Origin of the sequence: Streptomyces thermocarboxydus (assembly GCF_024760485.1) — a bacterium.
Classification (GTDB): Bacteria; Actinomycetota; Actinomycetes; order Streptomycetales; family Streptomycetaceae; genus Streptomyces; species Streptomyces cellulosae.
Genome location: NZ_CP058273.1, coordinates 3446251 through 3460992 on the forward strand (window position 1 = coordinate 3446251; position 14742 = coordinate 3460992).

At 72.3% G+C, this 14742-nt stretch carries 16 protein-coding genes and 1 tRNA gene; 10 read left to right on the forward strand and 7 right to left on the reverse strand.

Annotation, left to right across the window (positions count from 1 at the left end; translation table 11 throughout):
- Positions 1-28: 28 nt before the first annotated feature.
- Genes AY578_RS15865 through AY578_RS15880 form a run of 4 tightly spaced genes read left to right on the forward strand, consistent with a single transcriptional unit; the run spans position 29 to position 1971 of the window.
- Positions 29-460 (forward strand): hypothetical protein, encoded by a 432-nt coding sequence (locus tag AY578_RS15865; protein WP_210635393.1) that lies wholly within the window; start codon positions 29-31, stop codon positions 458-460.
- The gene (locus AY578_RS15870; protein WP_019525955.1) at positions 457-993 is read left to right on the forward strand and encodes a DinB family protein; all 537 of its coding nucleotides are present in this window, start codon (positions 457-459) and stop codon (positions 991-993) included. Before AY578_RS15865 ends, AY578_RS15870 begins: the two co-directional genes overlap by 4 nt.
- A complete protein-coding gene (locus AY578_RS15875; RefSeq protein WP_258902836.1) occupies positions 990-1442 on the forward strand; it encodes a YunG family protein in 453 nt (150 codons plus the stop codon). The genes AY578_RS15870 and AY578_RS15875 overlap by 4 nt, the downstream gene beginning before the upstream one ends.
- Before the next feature lie 46 nt (positions 1443-1488).
- Positions 1489-1971, forward strand: coding sequence for a hypothetical protein (locus AY578_RS15880; RefSeq protein WP_028960550.1), 483 nt, complete (start codon positions 1489-1491; stop codon positions 1969-1971).
- A gap of 5 nt (positions 1972-1976) precedes the next feature.
- On the opposite strand, the gene AY578_RS15885 is transcribed toward AY578_RS15880, so the two are convergent.
- From AY578_RS15885 to AY578_RS15900, 4 genes are all read right to left on the reverse strand, one after another.
- The gene (locus AY578_RS15885) at positions 1977-2288 is read right to left on the reverse strand and encodes a hypothetical protein (RefSeq protein WP_258902837.1); all 312 of its coding nucleotides are present in this window, start codon (positions 2286-2288) and stop codon (positions 1977-1979) included.
- Positions 2289-2434: 146 nt separating this feature from the next.
- Positions 2435-2917, reverse strand: a complete 483-nt coding sequence (locus AY578_RS15890; protein ID WP_028960552.1) for a hypothetical protein — start codon at positions 2915-2917, stop codon at positions 2435-2437.
- Positions 2918-3109: 192 nt separating this feature from the next.
- Positions 3110-3196: transfer RNA gene (locus AY578_RS15895), tRNA-Ser, on the reverse strand.
- Between the two features lie 64 nt (positions 3197-3260).
- On the reverse strand, positions 3261-4712 hold the full coding sequence (locus AY578_RS15900) for a S1C family serine protease (protein WP_258902839.1): 1452 nt from the start codon (positions 4710-4712) through the stop codon (positions 3261-3263).
- A gap of 291 nt (positions 4713-5003) precedes the next feature.
- On the opposite strand from AY578_RS15900, the gene AY578_RS15905 reads away from it, so the two are divergent.
- The 3 genes from AY578_RS15905 (at position 5004) to AY578_RS15915 (ending at position 7818) form a co-directional block, all read left to right on the forward strand.
- Positions 5004-5834, forward strand: a complete 831-nt coding sequence (locus AY578_RS15905) for a glycerophosphodiester phosphodiesterase (protein ID WP_028960554.1) — start codon at positions 5004-5006, stop codon at positions 5832-5834.
- A 204-nt stretch (positions 5835-6038) separates the two neighbouring features.
- Positions 6039-6683, forward strand: a complete 645-nt coding sequence (locus AY578_RS15910) for an ATP-binding protein (protein ID WP_064743291.1) — start codon at positions 6039-6041, stop codon at positions 6681-6683.
- 169 nt (positions 6684-6852) lie between these two features.
- The gene (locus AY578_RS15915) at positions 6853-7818 is read left to right on the forward strand and encodes a DUF5926 family protein (RefSeq protein WP_136238663.1); all 966 of its coding nucleotides are present in this window, start codon (positions 6853-6855) and stop codon (positions 7816-7818) included.
- A 304-nt stretch (positions 7819-8122) separates the two neighbouring features.
- Here AY578_RS15915 and AY578_RS15920 read toward each other — a convergent pair whose 3' ends face one another.
- Positions 8123-8773 carry a hypothetical protein gene (locus AY578_RS15920; RefSeq protein WP_136238664.1) on the reverse strand — a complete coding sequence of 217 codons (651 nt, stop codon included), beginning with the start codon at positions 8771-8773 and terminating at the stop codon, positions 8123-8125.
- An 88-nt stretch (positions 8774-8861) separates the two neighbouring features.
- On the reverse strand, positions 8862-9527 hold the full coding sequence (locus AY578_RS15925) for a bifunctional DNA primase/polymerase (RefSeq protein WP_019525965.1): 666 nt from the start codon (positions 9525-9527) through the stop codon (positions 8862-8864).
- Positions 9528-10029: 502 nt separating this feature from the next.
- On the opposite strand from AY578_RS15925, the gene AY578_RS15930 reads away from it, so the two are divergent.
- Positions 10030-11541 carry a PP2C family protein-serine/threonine phosphatase gene (locus AY578_RS15930; RefSeq protein WP_078611460.1) on the forward strand — a complete coding sequence of 504 codons (1512 nt, stop codon included), beginning with the start codon at positions 10030-10032 and terminating at the stop codon, positions 11539-11541.
- 118 nt (positions 11542-11659) lie between these two features.
- Positions 11660-13123 (forward strand): aminopeptidase P family protein, encoded by a 1464-nt coding sequence (locus AY578_RS15935; RefSeq protein ID WP_019525967.1) that lies wholly within the window; start codon positions 11660-11662, stop codon positions 13121-13123.
- A gap of 69 nt (positions 13124-13192) precedes the next feature.
- Here the strand turns inward: AY578_RS15935 and AY578_RS15940 are convergent, their stop codons facing one another.
- The gene (locus tag AY578_RS15940; RefSeq protein WP_136238665.1) at positions 13193-13648 is read right to left on the reverse strand and encodes an ATP-binding protein; all 456 of its coding nucleotides are present in this window, start codon (positions 13646-13648) and stop codon (positions 13193-13195) included.
- A gap of 220 nt (positions 13649-13868) precedes the next feature.
- On the opposite strand from AY578_RS15940, the gene AY578_RS15945 reads away from it, so the two are divergent.
- Positions 13869-14651 carry a hypothetical protein gene (locus tag AY578_RS15945; protein ID WP_136238666.1) on the forward strand — a complete coding sequence of 261 codons (783 nt, stop codon included), beginning with the start codon at positions 13869-13871 and terminating at the stop codon, positions 14649-14651.
- The last annotated feature ends 91 nt before the right edge of the window (positions 14652-14742 follow it).

Consider the following 14742-nt stretch of genomic DNA (forward strand, 5'->3'; position numbering starts at 1 on the left):
CATGCACCAGCGCCTTAAAGTGCCGACCATGGCACTGTCCCGCGTCGTCCTCACCTCGGGCCGCTCCGTCGACCTGACCGAGCTGCGCCTGTCGGCGACGTACGGGGACGTGCTCGAGGGATACCCGTGCAAGCCGCTGAACGACCTCACGGTCGCCGGGCTGCTCCGGTCCGCCGAACGCGTCCACCCGGGCGTGCCGGTGCATCTGATCCCGCCGCCGCGCGAGTACCCCGACCAGTTCGCGGGCGGCTTCGGCCCGGTGGAGGTGCTGCCGGCCGTGACCTGCGTCGGCAGCTTCCGCTCCGAGGCACTCGATCCCGGACACGACCGCGCCCTGTACCGCTCCCGCCTCACCGTGGTCTGGTTCCAGCCGACGTCGCGCATCCCGTCGGGGTGCGACGCGGAGACGGAACTGCTGGACATGGACTGGGAGCGACTCGCCACCGACGAGGAACTGTGACCCCACCCGACCCTTCCGCCGCCCGTGTCGACCTGCTCCGCCGGCAGTTCGACCTGACCTGGGCCCTGTTCGAGTACCACTTGGAGCGCCTGGAGCCGGAGGACTTCCTCTGGGAGCCCGCCCCGCTCTGCTGGACGGTCCGCCGGTCGCCCGAGGGCGCCTGGGTTCCGGACTGGGCGGACACGGAACCCGACCCGGTGCCGGTGCCCACCGTGGCATGGGTGAGCTGGCACATCGGGTGGTGGTGGAGCGTGACGCTGGACCACGCGCGCGGGGAGCGCCCGCGCGAGCGGACCGAGATCGTGTGGCCCGGCGCGGGCGAACCCACGATCACCTGGCTCCGCTCCCTCCGCACGGAGTGGCTCGCCCACCTCGACACCCTCACGGACTCCGACCTCGACGCCCCGGCGCCCTTCCCCTGGCCGGACGACCCGTCCCGCACGAAGGCGCACATGTCGGCCTGGGTCAACGCGGAGCTGATGAAGAACGCGGCGGAGATCGGGCAACTGCGGTTGCTGCGGGCGGCGTCATGAGGGGTGATCCCGGCGCCACCGGGCAGCCGTGGTCCCTGCTCGCCCTGGACAGGGCGTTCCGCACCTGCTGGGCCGCCGACACGTGCTCACCGGACGACCTGCCCTACTGGCGCCCGGACAACCCGTCCGTGGGCCACTGCGACATCACGACCCTGGTCGTCAACGACCTGTTCGGCGGTGACCTGTTGGCCGCCGACGTAAGCCGGGCAGGCGCCCCCCACGGCTACCACTGGTGGAACCGTCTGCCCAGCGGTGTGGAACTCGACCTGACCCTGGAACAGTTCCGCGCGGGAGAGACCCTGTCGCCCCCTCGCACGGTGACGCGCCCTCCGGGCCGGCTGCCCCGCCGCCACCCGGAGTACGAACTGCTGCGCACGCGCCTGACAAGGCACTTGGGCCCGCTGCCGTCGGCGGAAGGGGTGATGGCAGTGCCCGCGGACTGGATTTGACCCCTTCGACCGGTCCGCGCCGGTCCGCACAGCTACGTTGACCGCCATGGCCACCCAGATCATCACCTTGGTCGGCGTCCTGATCGGCGCACTGACGTCCTACTTCGCCACGACCATGACCGAGCGCACGAAACTGCGGCACCTCATGGCGACGCGGTGGGACGAGCGGAAACTGGACACGTACATCGAGTACGTGTCGTGCATCAAGGAGATACAAAGGGCCGCCATGGACGCCGGCCGCGCCCGCGACGAGGGCGAGGACGCGTCCGCCGCACTGGCGCTCATGGAGGAGGCCGAGAACAAGCGCTCGGTGCTCTTCGAGACCTTCGTCCTGCTGAGCGACGAGAAGGCCGCAGCCGCTGCCCACGCCGTCAACCAGCGCGCCTGGGAACTCCTCCGAGCGGCACGACTCCCCTCGAACGGGGCGGCCCCACTGCGCTCGATCCCGTTGGTGGAAACCCTGAACGTCCTGCACGAGGCCGCCAGATCGGACCTGACGATAACCGGCAACGCGCCCGCCTCCCGCTAGGACGGTCAGCCGGCCCCCATGGCAGAGACCAGCGCCGCCCCGAAGCCGAGGACGACCAACTGCAGGATGCCGGAGATGCGCCATCTCAAAGCGAGGAGGCCACAGCCGGTCAGAACCGCGCTACCTCCCAGGAGCCACGCAGCCTGTGAGGCCACGCGCGGCGCACCGGGTGGGACGCCGTCGCTCTCGAAGCTGTCGGCCCAGCCTTCCATCCCGACCGCGAACACCGCCCAGGCAACGAACATGAGGTCGATGACCAGAAGCGCCACGCCGACGCCGATCTGCCGGCCGGTGGACGGCCCGTCCGCCTGCCTCATGTCCATTGCCTCCCCGTCCGCAGGTGACGTTCTCCTAAGTGCATGCGATCAGTGTGGGGAGGCATCGGGCAGCGCACATGAGCGCCGGTACTCAGAAGCCCCGTCATCGTCACCAGGGTCCGCCCCCTCGACCGGGGCGGACAGAGCTAGGACCACCGCTTGATGATCCTTGCTGGACGCTCCGGGGCCGCCCACACCTGAATACGGATCTTCTCAGTGGTCTCGGGACTCTTGTCCGAGTCGACGTCGGCTTGAGTTGCCCGAGCCAAGTTGCTCCGTGACACGCGGACACGGTTCCAGCCTCTTGGGACATCGAATGTCGCTGCATCGGGGGCGTGGTCGGTGCAGCCCAGAACCATAAGGCGGCCCGACGGCACATCGAGGCCGGCCTCAACGACGTGATCGAATTCCGGGCTGTCGTCACTCGGCTCCTGCGGCATGACGACGACAGTGACGGATACGTCGACGTTGACCGCCGTGCCGATGCCCAACGCGTGTGATGCAACCGCGAGGTGATCCGCGACAGCCCGGTCGGTCCACGCGTCACTCAGATCACTGTCTGCGTCCGCATCGGACACGTGTATCTGGAAGTAGTCGGCGAAGAGCCTGAGCTCCGTCGTTGTCGTCATGGCGGCACCGTGCCATGCAGCACTGACAGCCGCAGATGCGGTGGTCGTCCGCAGCCGCATCTCGAAGCAGTGCCCCATCCGTGCCCTGTTGAACGAGGAGCGACGGGGCACGGCGGAAGCCCCGGAGTCCGGGCAAGCGAGCGGCCCCCGACCGTCGATCCAGGTCAGGGGCCGCTGTCGTCGCTCTCGGCGCGGAGGCGGTGGGATTTGAACCCACGGTGACATCGCTGCCACGACGGTTTTCAAGACCGTTCCCTTAGGCCGCTCGGGCACGCCTCCCCGCGCCGGCCTGTGATCGGCGGCGCGGGGACAAGGGTAACGGGTTCGGGGGTGGCGGGTGGGGTCAGCTGTCGCCGACGCGGGAGCCCAGGGTGAGTTCCGTGGTGTGCTCCTTGCCGCCCCGCTCGTAGGTGATCGTGACCTCGTCGCCGGGCTTGTGGGTCCAGATCTCACCGATCAGGGTGGGGCCCGAGTCGATGACCCGGTCGTCGAGCTTGGTGATGACGTCGCCCGGCTTCAGGCCGGCCTTGTCCGCGGGGCCGCCCGGGTCGACGGGCTCGGCGCCGCCCACGCCCTGCTCGGTGATCTTCGCGCCGCCGGTGGTGTCCTCCAGGGAGACGGACGCGCCGATCTTGGCGTACACCGGCTTGCCCGTCCTGATCAGCTCCTGTGCGACGTACTTCGCCTGGTTGATCGGGATGGCGAAGCCGAGGCCGATCGAGCCGGCCTGGCCCGTGCCGAAGCCGCCGTTGCTGGTCGACTGGATCGCCGAGTTGATGCCGATCACGTTGCCCTGCGCGTCCAGCAGCGGGCCGCCGGAGTTGCCCGGGTTGATCGACGCGTCGGTCTGCAGGGCGCTCATGTAGGACGCCTTGCTGCCGCTGCCGTCGCTGGAGGCGACCGGGCGGTTCTTGGCGCTGATGATGCCGGTCGTCACCGTGTTGGACAGGCCGAAGGGCGCGCCGATGGCGATGGTCGAGTCGCCGACCGCCACGTCGTCGGAGCTGCCCAGGGGGAGCGGCTTGAGGTCCGACGGCGCGTTCTTCAGCTTGATGACGGCGACGTCGTACCCCTGCGCATTGCCGACGACCTCGGCCTCGTACTTCTTGCCGTCGGGGAACGTCGCGGAGAGGTTGCCGCCGTCGACGGCGTCCGCCACCACATGGTTGTTGGTGACGATGTGGCCCTGCTTGTCGAAGACGAAGCCCGTGCCCGTGCCGCCCTCGCCGCTGCTGCTCGCCGCCTCGATGGTGACCGTGCTGGGCAGCGCCGCCGCCGCGACCGCGGCCACCGTGCCCGGGTCACGCTTGACGTTGCCGCCGGTGGTGCCCGCCGACACGGTCGTCGAGCTGCCGCTGTCGTTCTCCCGGGCGAGCGTGTAGCCGAGGCCGCCGCCCAGGCCGCCCGCGACCAGCGCGGCCACCAGGACCGCGGCGACGAGCCCGCCGCGCCCGCGTCCGTTCTTCGGCGCGGGCTGCTGGTGCGTGGTGCCCCAGCCGGCCCCCCAGCCGCCACCGCCCTGGCCCGCGGCGCCGTGTCCCGCGCCGCCGTCACCGCCGTACGCCGGGGTGGACGGCGGCGGGGGCGGCGGCCAGGCGGGGTCGGGGGCGGAGGCGGACTCGCCCGGGCCCGCGTCGTGGTGGGCCTGGGCGGCCGGGGAGCCGTAGGGGTTGTTGGCCGCCGGAGCCGACCCCGGGGGTGCGCCCTGGGGTGCGGAAGCAGCGGGAGCATCCGCCGGGGGCGGCGGAGCCGACGGGGCCGGGGGTACCGCGGTGCCCTCGTTCTCGGTGCTCACAGCTTCTCTCCTCGATCCACGGCTTTTCGGTCGGTCGCACTCGGGCCCGCATGTCACGCGCGCCTGACGTCCGGCGCGATGCAGATGGAGCTGTGCACGTCTCTTTGTATGACGTCAGCTTTTCCCACACGCCGTCAGGGCACCGTAAGCCGTTCCTGTGGGTCCGGAGTCATTCTTTATATAGGGCATTACTCATGTAAGGTGCGCCACTCGATGGCTCCGACCGGACTGTCGTACCGATCACGCCATGCTGCCCGCCCGCCCTCCGGCGAGCGGTGGCACCATGACGCGGTGACCCACGCACGTCAGCACCTGACCCGAGTCGTCGCACACCGCGGGGCGTCGGAGGACGCCCCGGAGCACACCCTGGCCGCGTACCGCAAGGCGATCGAGGACGGCGCGGACGCACTCGAGTGCGACGTACGCCTCACCGCCGACGGACACCTGGTGTGTGTACACGACCGTCGGATCAACCGTACGTCGAACGGCCGCGGCGCCGTGTCGGCCCTCGAACTGTCCGACCTCGCCGCCCTCGACTTCGGCTCGTGGAAGACCCGGGACGCGGCCGGCGGGCCCCGCGTCGAGGAGCCCGACTGGGAGCACCGCCCGGAGGACCGCGAGGCCACCTCCGTGCTCACCCTGGAGCGGCTGCTGGAACTGGTCGCCGACGCCGGACGCCGGGTGGAGCTGGCCATCGAGACCAAGCACCCCACGCGCTGGGCGGGGCAGGTCGAGGAACGGCTGCTGGTCCTGCTCAAGCGGTTCGGCCTGGACGCGCCCGCCTCCCGCGAGGACTCGCCGGTACGTGTGATGAGCTTCTCCGCGCGCTCCCTGCACCGGGTGCGGGCCGCTTCCCCGACGCTGCCGACGGTCTACCTCATGCAGTTCGTCACACCGCGCCTGCGGGACGGGCGGCTGCCCGAGGGTGCGGACATCGCGGGCCCGTCGATCCGCATCCTGCGCAGCCACCCCGGCTACATCGAGCGTCTGAAGCGGACCGGGCGCCAGGTGCACGTCTGGACGGTCAACGAGCCGGCGGACGTCGACCTGTGCGTCAGCCTCGGCGTGGACGCCATCATCACCAACCGGCCGCGCGCGGTACTGGACCGTCTCGGGCGCTGAGCTGGCCGGCGGACGGCTGAAAACACACCCGTACACCTTGGTGGGCCGTCACATCCGCCCCGTGTGTCCCAGTAGTTACCCACCCGCCTCTTGACCGTGGGGACCGGCCGCCCACATCCTCATATCTCGGCCACATCGACGAAATCCAGCCATGCAACTACGGGGAGTGCTCCGGCGCGTTCGGTGCGTGTTCGGTCGTTCCGAGTGCGTCACCGCACACGGATCGGCCGGTTTCCGGCTCAGGCCGATGGGGCATCCACACCGTGGCGTGGGGCGAAGGAGGTCTCGGGGGTGGCGTTGGTGGTGGCACAGGAGGTGCCCACGTCGTCGAGCATGGCCGTGCCCCATGGCCCTGCGGGCGTGGGGAAGGCGAGGCGCCGGATGCGCGCGCAGCTGCGCGACGGAGGCGTCCCGGAATCGGTCATCGACGATGCCGTACTGATCCTTTCCGAGCTGTTGAGCAACGCGTGCAAACACGGCCGGCCGCTGGGCGACAGCCTGGCGGGCGACGGCGACGTGCGTGCGGCCTGGCGGGTGGACCCGCGCGGCCGGCTCGTCGTCGAGGTCACCGACGGGGGCGGCCCGACCCGCCCAGCGCCTGCCACCCCGTCGGTCACCGCGCACGGCGGCCGCGGGCTCAACATCATCTCAGCGCTCTCCGACGACTGGGGCGTGTGCGACGAGGTGCCCGGCGAGGTCACGGTGTGGGTCGTCGTCCACGAGGACGTGCACGACCCGGACGCCGTGAGCTGCCACCGCCGCGAGGACTTCGCGGCACGGGTGACGGCCCCGCCGGTCGCGCGCCTCACGGGGCTGGACTTCGCGGACGTCTTCGAGGACCTGGACTGACCAAGACCTGGACTGACGAAGACCTGGAGTGACGGCGTCGGCGCCTCGGACCGACGTCTTTGACGGGTTGTCCACAGACAATCCCGTCGTCCACAGGTTCCGGCCCCCCGTGGCCCGAACGGCTAGGCTCGCGCCGTACGAGACGAGCCGTAACCGGGAGACACCCACGATGGCCAAGAAGAAGCCCCAGACGAAGGCCAAGCGCCCGCAGCTCACGGACGGGCAGATCCCGGTCGTCGGCGCCCGCGAGCCCTGCCCCTGCGGCAGCGGCCGCCGCTACAAGGCGTGCCACGGCCGCGCCGCCGCGCAGGCGGTGACCGAGCTGGTGCACCGCCCGTTCGAGGGCCTTCCGGGCGAGTGCGACTGGGTGGCGCTGCGCGAGCTGGTGCCCGCCGCGACCGTCGAGCTGACCCTGAAGGACGGCCTGCCCGAGGGCGTCCCGTCCGTCACCCTGGCCACGGTGCTCCCGATGGCCTGGCCGGCGCTGCGCCGCGACGACGGCTCGGTGCTGCTCGGCCTGCAGAACGACACGCCCTCCGGCGACATCAGCCGCGACCTCGCCGACACTCTGCAGCGCGCGCTGACCGCCGAGCCGGGCAACCCGGTGCAGGCCCGCCGCGCGCCCGCCGACGGCCCCCGGCTGCAGGACCTGCTCGACCCGAAGGGTCCTTTCGAGCCGGTCGTGCACGACGGGTTCGAGTTCTGGGTCCCGGACCCGGAGAACGCCACGCCGGACGTCACGGCCTCCCTGGAGCGGGCGAACGCGGCGGCGATCCCGACCGTGAAGCTGACGGGAGTGGACTCCGCCTACTGGTGCGAGACGCCCGAGAAGAACCACCTCCGGTGGGTCATGCCGCACCCGGAGGAGCAGCTTCTGGACGCGCTCGCGCGGCTGCACGCAGCGGGCAGCTCCTCCCTCGGCGAGGGCACCCGTCTGGTCGGCTCCTTCCGCGCCCACGGGCTCACCGTGCCGGTCTGGGACCTGCCGAGCGAGGTCCGCGCGGAGGACGTGGAGAAGCCGGCCGCCGAGTTCGCCGAGCGGCTCGCCGCCGCGCTGGCGACCGACGCCCCGCTCACCGCGGACGAGCGCCGGGCGCGCGGCGGTCTGACGAACCGCCAGGTCACGCTGAGCTGAGGCGCTCCGCACCCGGCTCCTCATGTGTGTCCCGGGCGGCCCGCCCGCCCGGGGCACACGTTCTTACGCGCGGGTAAGTACCCGTTCGGACAAGCCAGTCGGTGACCGGAAACACCGAGATCGAATTTGCTTACCGCCGATCTCTTGTTACCGTTCGAGTAGCCCGGTTGCTGGTGCATCCCCCGTCGCCAGCAACCGGGTCTTTACGTGCCCGCCGCGCACCCTGCTCACGGGCCTCCGGCACCGGCCGTTCCGGGTCTCCGGGACCCGGCTCCCCCGAGGATCGGCACAGCCTTCCCGGGCCTCACCGGTCCTTTCCCGCCGGGGAGTTGCTCCCGGCCCGCAGCAGCAGCCGCCCCTCCTCCGCACCGCCCGTGTGGGGGGCGAACTCCGCGACCGCCGTGTACCGCAGGGGCTCGCCCTTCAGGCGCACGCGCGGCGTCTCGCACAGGGACGGGTCGTCCCCGGCCCCCGCCACGCACCGGCTGCGCACGCTGTGCCCGTCCGGGCCGAGCAGGGACAGGGCCGCGTCCAGGGGCGCGCCGGTGGTGTTGCGGTAGTAGGTCCGCGCCCACACGTCCTCCCCCCGCACCGCCACGCACGTCTGCGCCTCCACGCCGTCCGGCGAGGACAGGGCGGGGCCGCAGCGCAGGGCGGTCGACAGATGCGTGCCCGGCGGCGCCTGGTCCGGCTCCGGCGTCCGCGCGGCAGCCGCCCCGTCCCCCGAGTCACGTCGCTCGGCGGCGCGTTCCCCGGAGGCGCCGGCGCGTTCCTCGGAAGCGCCTTTCTCCGGGTTGCGTCCCTCGGGGCCGAAAACCGGACGTAGATCGTCCGGGCCCGTCGAGGCGTGGCGCCGGCCGTCGTTCTGTCCCGCGCAGGACACCGCCAGCGGCAGCGCGAGCGCGCAGGCCGCCGCGACGGCCGCGAGGGCGGTCGCTCGGGTTCTGCGGGGCATCCTGGCTCGGCCCCCGGCATGACGCGGCATGCCCCGGGAAGATAGCGGCCCGGCAGAGGGTGCCGGGCGCGGCGCGCGACGGCGCCGCCTACATCTCCGGGGCGCTCACACCCGTACGGGTGAGGGCGTCGACCACCGCGTCCACCACGGCCTCGACGTCGGGCACCCAGGGCGACGCCGAGCCGGGCAGCGGCGCCCGCTCCCAGCGGATCTCTCCCTGAGCGGTGACGGACGGGGGCAGGGCCAGATAGCCGCCCTCGCCGTGGAAGCGGAGCGAGCCGGGGACGAAGTCCTGGGCGTACAGCAGCTCGCCCAGCTGCTCCAGGGAGTACGGCTTGACGAGGATCGCCCAGCGGGACGGCGAGGCGACGACCGGGCCGAGCCGCATCCCCTGGCGGTCCAGCGCGGCGAGCGCGCGGGCGGCCGGCAGGGCGGGCAGGGACACCGCGCAGGGGGCCTTGCCGCCGGTGGCGAGCACGATCGGCGCCGTCGGCCGGTTGGTCCACCACCAGCGCACCATCCGCGCGTCGGTGGTGGCGGCGAGAAGACCCGGGTCGAACGGATGGGCGCCCGGCACCGTGCACTCCGGGTCGGGGCAGGCGCAGCGGGACCCGTCCTGCGGGTCGGCCGCCACGCCGGGGAGTACGGGCCACTGCCATTCCGCGGCGAAGGTCAGGGCCGCACCGATCAGATCGGGCCCTTCGTCACCGCGCCGGGACAGGAGCCTGCGTCGCCTTCCGAGGATCTCGCGCATGAGCGCTCGTTCCTTTCCGTTGCACGCCTGGCAACACCGTGGACCACTCACGTCATGTGTCGATCACTTCACTGTGCGTACCTGTTGGCGCATCACACCCCCGCGCCGGGCAGGGGGAACCCCTATGGGCCGGGCATGGGCTGCCTCCGCGGCCGTTCCACCCATACAGCGTCTATCAGAAGTACGGGTGCGGCGTGGGGTGGCGAAGTCTGGCGTTTACCGTCGCGCGTGGTTCTCTCCGCCTCCGCCACGGGAGGATGGGGCACGGTCGTCGGTGGTTAAGACGCCCGGGTCCGTCGCCAGGTTCCCGAGCGGTTCCCAACCGCCCCTGGCCTTCTCCGAGTACGTACCCATCACGACCGCTGTGACGCTCCGTCGAGCAAGGCCAGTCGACCGCAGTAAGCCTCCCCCTGAGGCAGTTTCAAGCCAACTTCGAATTTCGGCAAGAGAACTGTCGGGAGTTCCCCTCGGACACACGGACACCAGGAATCCCAGCAGGACAATGCTGGACATCTCCTCACGAGTACGTGTACATGTGGAGACACTGCCGGCGACGCAGAACGACATGGGGGTTTGCGATGCTTTTGAGCAGTACGTACCGGCCGGAAAGCCGGACGCCATGAACGCCCCGCACCCTCCGAAAGTGGCCGGAATCGATTCAACCGTTCCCGCCCCCGCACACACTGTCGCGCCCGCCACGGGTACGGCCCCGTCCGCCGCGGCACACCCCGACAACGCCCCGGGCGCACTGCTCCAGGACCGCCTCGCCGGCTGGGTCTCGGACCTCACCACCCTCCACGAACTGACCGAGCGCCTGGTCCGCGCCGGCACGCTCGACACCGCGCTGGACGAACTGCTGCGCGCGGGCGCCGCCCTGGTGGGGGCCCGGCGCGGACTCGTCGCCCTGGAGCCCGCCGACGGCCGCGGGCCGTCCACGACCGTCGGGTACGGCCTGGGCCGCGCCGACCTGGGCCACATGGAGACGGTGCCGCGCAGCGCCCTGCCGCACGGCCGGATCCTCGACGGACTGCCCGGCGGGGACGGCGGCGTCGCCGAGCCCGACCTGTTCGCCGCGCAGGGCCTCGACCCCCGGCACCGCGAGGTCGCCGCCCGCCTCGGCTACGCCGCGAGCTACGCCCTCCCCCTCGCCACCGACTCCGCCGGACGCTTCGGCGCGGTCGTCTGGCTCTACGACGAGCCCGCCGAACCCGCCGAGCGGCAGCGCCACCTGGTCGGCCTGTACGTCCGGCACGCCGCGGAGCACCTCGCCCGGCTCCTTGAACTGGAGCACACGCGCGCGTCGATGGCCACGATGACCGAGGAGCTGCTGCCCTCCCGGCTGCCGAGGGTGCCCGGCGTGCAGCTCGCCGCCCGCCATCGCACCTGCCCGAGCGGAGGCGGCGACTGGTACGACGCGCTGCCGCTGCCGGACGCGGCGCTCGGTCTCGCCGTCGGCTCCGTCACCGGCTCGGGGCCCAGCGCGGTCGCCGCGATGGGCCGGCTGCGGGCCTCGCTGCGGGCGTACGCCGTGATGGAGGGCGAGGACCCGGTCGCCGTCCTGTCCGACCTGGAGCTGCTGCTGCGGCTGACCGAGCCGGCCCGCTCGGCCACCGCGCTGTTCGGCTACTGCGAGCCCGCGATGCGCCGGATCACCCTCGCCGGGGCCGGGCACAGCCCGCCGCTGCTGCTCGGCGAACGCCGCACCGAGTACGTGGAGACGTCCGTCTCCGCCCCGCTCGGGATGCTCGCCTGCTGGGAGGCGCCCAGCGTGGAGGTGCAGGCGGAGGCGGGCGACACGGTGCTGCTCTACACCGACGGGCTGTTGCACCGCACCGGCGACCCGACCGACCGCGCCTTCGCCCGGCTGCACGCCGCCGCGGCCGGGGTGCCCAGGGCACTGCGCCGCGACCCGGGCGCCGTCGCCGACCATGTGCTGCGGGCGGTGCTGCCCGAGGGCGCCCAGGACGCGGACACCTCGGAGGACGTGGTGCTGCTCGCGGCGCGCTTCGACTGATCCGCCCGGATCGCGCGCCGCTCACTCCGCGTGCCCCCGAGGTAACAGGCGCTTCCCCGGTTCGTCCGTTTCCGCCCGACCGTACGATGGGGGGTGGTCCAGTGCCGTATCGAGGAGGATGACCGTGGCGGAGGAGCTGCCGGAGACCCCGGAGACTGCCGACGAGGAGCCCGTCAAGCAGCGGAAGAACGGCCTGTACCCGGGCGTGTCCGACGAGCTGGCCGAGAACATGAAGAGCGGCTGGGCCGACACGGAGCTGCGTGACCTGGAGCCGATCCCGCAGGCCGCCGAGACCGCCGCCCGCCGTGCGGCGCTGTCCGCCCGTTTCCCCGGCGAGCGCCTGGTGATCCCGGCGGGCAACCTGAAGACCCGCTCGAACGACACGGAGTACCCGTTCCGCGCGTCCGTCGAGTACGCGTACCTCACCGGCAACCAGACCGAGGACGGCGTCCTCGTCATGGAGCCGACGGCGGACGGCCACAAGGAGACGATCTACCTCCTGCCCCGCTCCAACCGTGAGAACGGCGAGTTCTGGCTGGACGGCCAGGGCGAGCTGTGGGTGGGCCGCCGGCACTCCCTCACCGAGGCCGAGAAGCGGTACGGCATCCCCGCCTCCGACGTCCGCGAGCTGGCCGGCGCGCTGCGCGAGGCCACCGGCCCGGTCCGCGTGGTGCGCGGCTACGACGCCGGGATCGAGGAGGCGCTGACCGACAAGGTCACCGCCGAGCGCGACGAGGAGCTGCGCGTCTTCCTCTCCGAGATGCGGCTGGTCAAGGACGACTTCGAGATCGGCGAGCTGCAGAAGGCCGTCGACTCCACCGTGCGTGGCTTCGAGGACGTGGTGAAGGTCCTCGACAAGGCCGAGGCCACCAGCGAGCGCTACATCGAGGGAACGTTCTTCCTGCGCGCCCGCGTCGAGGGCAACGACGTCGGCTACGGCTCCATCTGCGCCGCGGGACCGCACGCCTGCACCCTGCACTGGGTGCGCAACGACGGCCCGGTCCGCTCCGGCGACCTGCTGCTGCTCGACGCCGGCGTGGAGACGCACACGTACTACACGGCGGACGTCACCCGCACCCTGCCGGTCAACGGCCGGTACACCGAGCTGCAGAAGAAGATCTACGACGCGGTGTACGACGCCCAGGAGGCGGGCATCGCGGCGGTGAAGCCGGGCGCCAAGTACCGCGACTTCCACGACGCCGCGCAGCGTGTGCTGGCCGAGCGGCTCGTCGAGTGGGGCCTGGTCGAGGGCCCGGTGGAGCGGGTGCTGGAGCTGGGTCTGCAGCGCCGCTGGACGCTGCACGGCACCGGTCACATGCTCGGCATGGACGTGCACGACTGCGCCGCCGCGCGCACCGAGACCTACGTCGACGGCACGCTGGAGCCGGGCATGGTCCTCACCGTCGAGCCGGGCCTGTACTTCCAGGCCGACGACCTGACGGTCCCCGAGGAGTACCGGGGCATCGGCGTGCGCATCGAGGACGACATCCTGGTCACCGAGGACGGCAACAGGAATCTGTCCTCCGGCCTGCCGCGGCGGTCGGACGAGGTCGAGGCGTGGATGGCGGGCCTCAAGGGCTGAGCCACACCCCGTACAAACGAGCGAGGGCCCCTGGAGACCGCCTCGTCGGGAGGGGCCCTCGCGTGCTTGTCAGACCGCCGTCAGCGGTGCGTCCTCGCGCCATTTGAGGATCTTGTCGAAGCTCACCACCGCGCCGCCGCGGCCCGGTTTGTTGCCGATGTGGACGTGGTCGGCCAGTTGCTCGATGAGGCGGAGGCCGCGGCCGTGTTCCGCCTCGGCGGGGACGGGCTGGGGGCGGGGGCGGGTTCCGGCGGCGGGGAAGCCGGGTCCGACGTCGGCGACCTCGATGCGGCACTTCTCGCCGTCGAGGTAGGCGGTCACCCGGAACGCCTCCGAGGTGTGGTCGCGCGTGGCGCCGCCGCCGTGCTCCACGGCGTTCGCGCAGGCCTCGCTGAGGGCGACGGACAGGTCGTAGGAGATCTCGGGGTCGACGCCCGCGGTTTCCATGGTGCCGAGCAGCAGGCGCCGGGCGAGCGGCACGCTGGCGGCATCACGCCGCAGATGGAGTGACCACCAGATGCTCATGCTCCAGCCTCCTGGCTGCGGCTCGACATACCGTTACGTATTGCCCTGAGTAGTGACCGGTAAGCGCGAAGTTGACGTGAGACCGCCCATATGGCGGGTGTACCGGGGAGCCGATCGGTGTATGTGGGACGCCGCACCGCACAGGTGATCTTACGGTCGTACCTCATCTTGCGGACCTGGCGTACGGCGCCCGGGGGGCTGGTGCGATGATGAGGCCGCCATGTCTGCCCCTTGTCCGCGCACGACGCGCGCCGGAGGAGGACTCCGGATCCTGCGGGCCGCGGTGTTCGCCGCGGTCTGTGTCGTGCTGGCCGGGGCAGGCCACTCGCTCGCCTCCTGCGAAGCCGTCCCGCTGTGGACGCTCGGCGCGGGATTCCTCGCGGCGGTCGCCGTCGCCGTGCCCCTCGCCGGGCGCACCCGCCCGCTGCCGGTGATCACCGCGCTGCTGGCCGGCGGGCAGACCGCGCTGCACACGCTGTTCGGGTTCGGGCAGCACGGCACGCCCACGGGCGCCGTGTCCGACGCCGCCCTGGTCGCCCAGGCCGCCCGCCTGCTGTGCGGGCCCCGCGCGATCAGCCCGGCCGAGGCCCAGCGGGTCCTCGCCGACGCCCGGATCGCACCGCACGGGCCCGGCGCCCACCCGGCCGACGCCATGGCCGCCGGACCGGCCTCGCTGCTGCCGTCGCTGCCGATGATGCTCGGGCACGTCCTCGCCGCCCTGGCCGCGGGATGGCTGCTGCGCCGGGGCGACCTGGCGCTGCTGCGCCTGGCCGACCTGTCCGCGCAGGGGGTCGCCGAAGGCGCCCTGGTGCGGTCGCTCCGCGGGGCGCTCGCCCTGGTGCGGGCCCTGCGCGCCGGGCTCCCCGGCGCTCCCGAGGCGGGACGGATCACTCCGCGCACCGCGCTGCCCGCACCGCTTCCGCCGCGCTCCGCGGGACTGCACCACACGGTGATCCGCCGGGGTCCCCCGGCCTCCGCCTCCGCACTCGCGCTCGCCGCCTGACGCGGGGCGACCCACCGGTTCCGGGGTTTCCGGACGGAACGAGGGGCGCCTCCGCGCGGCACGCGTGTGCGCCGGTTCCGCCGTGTGCGCC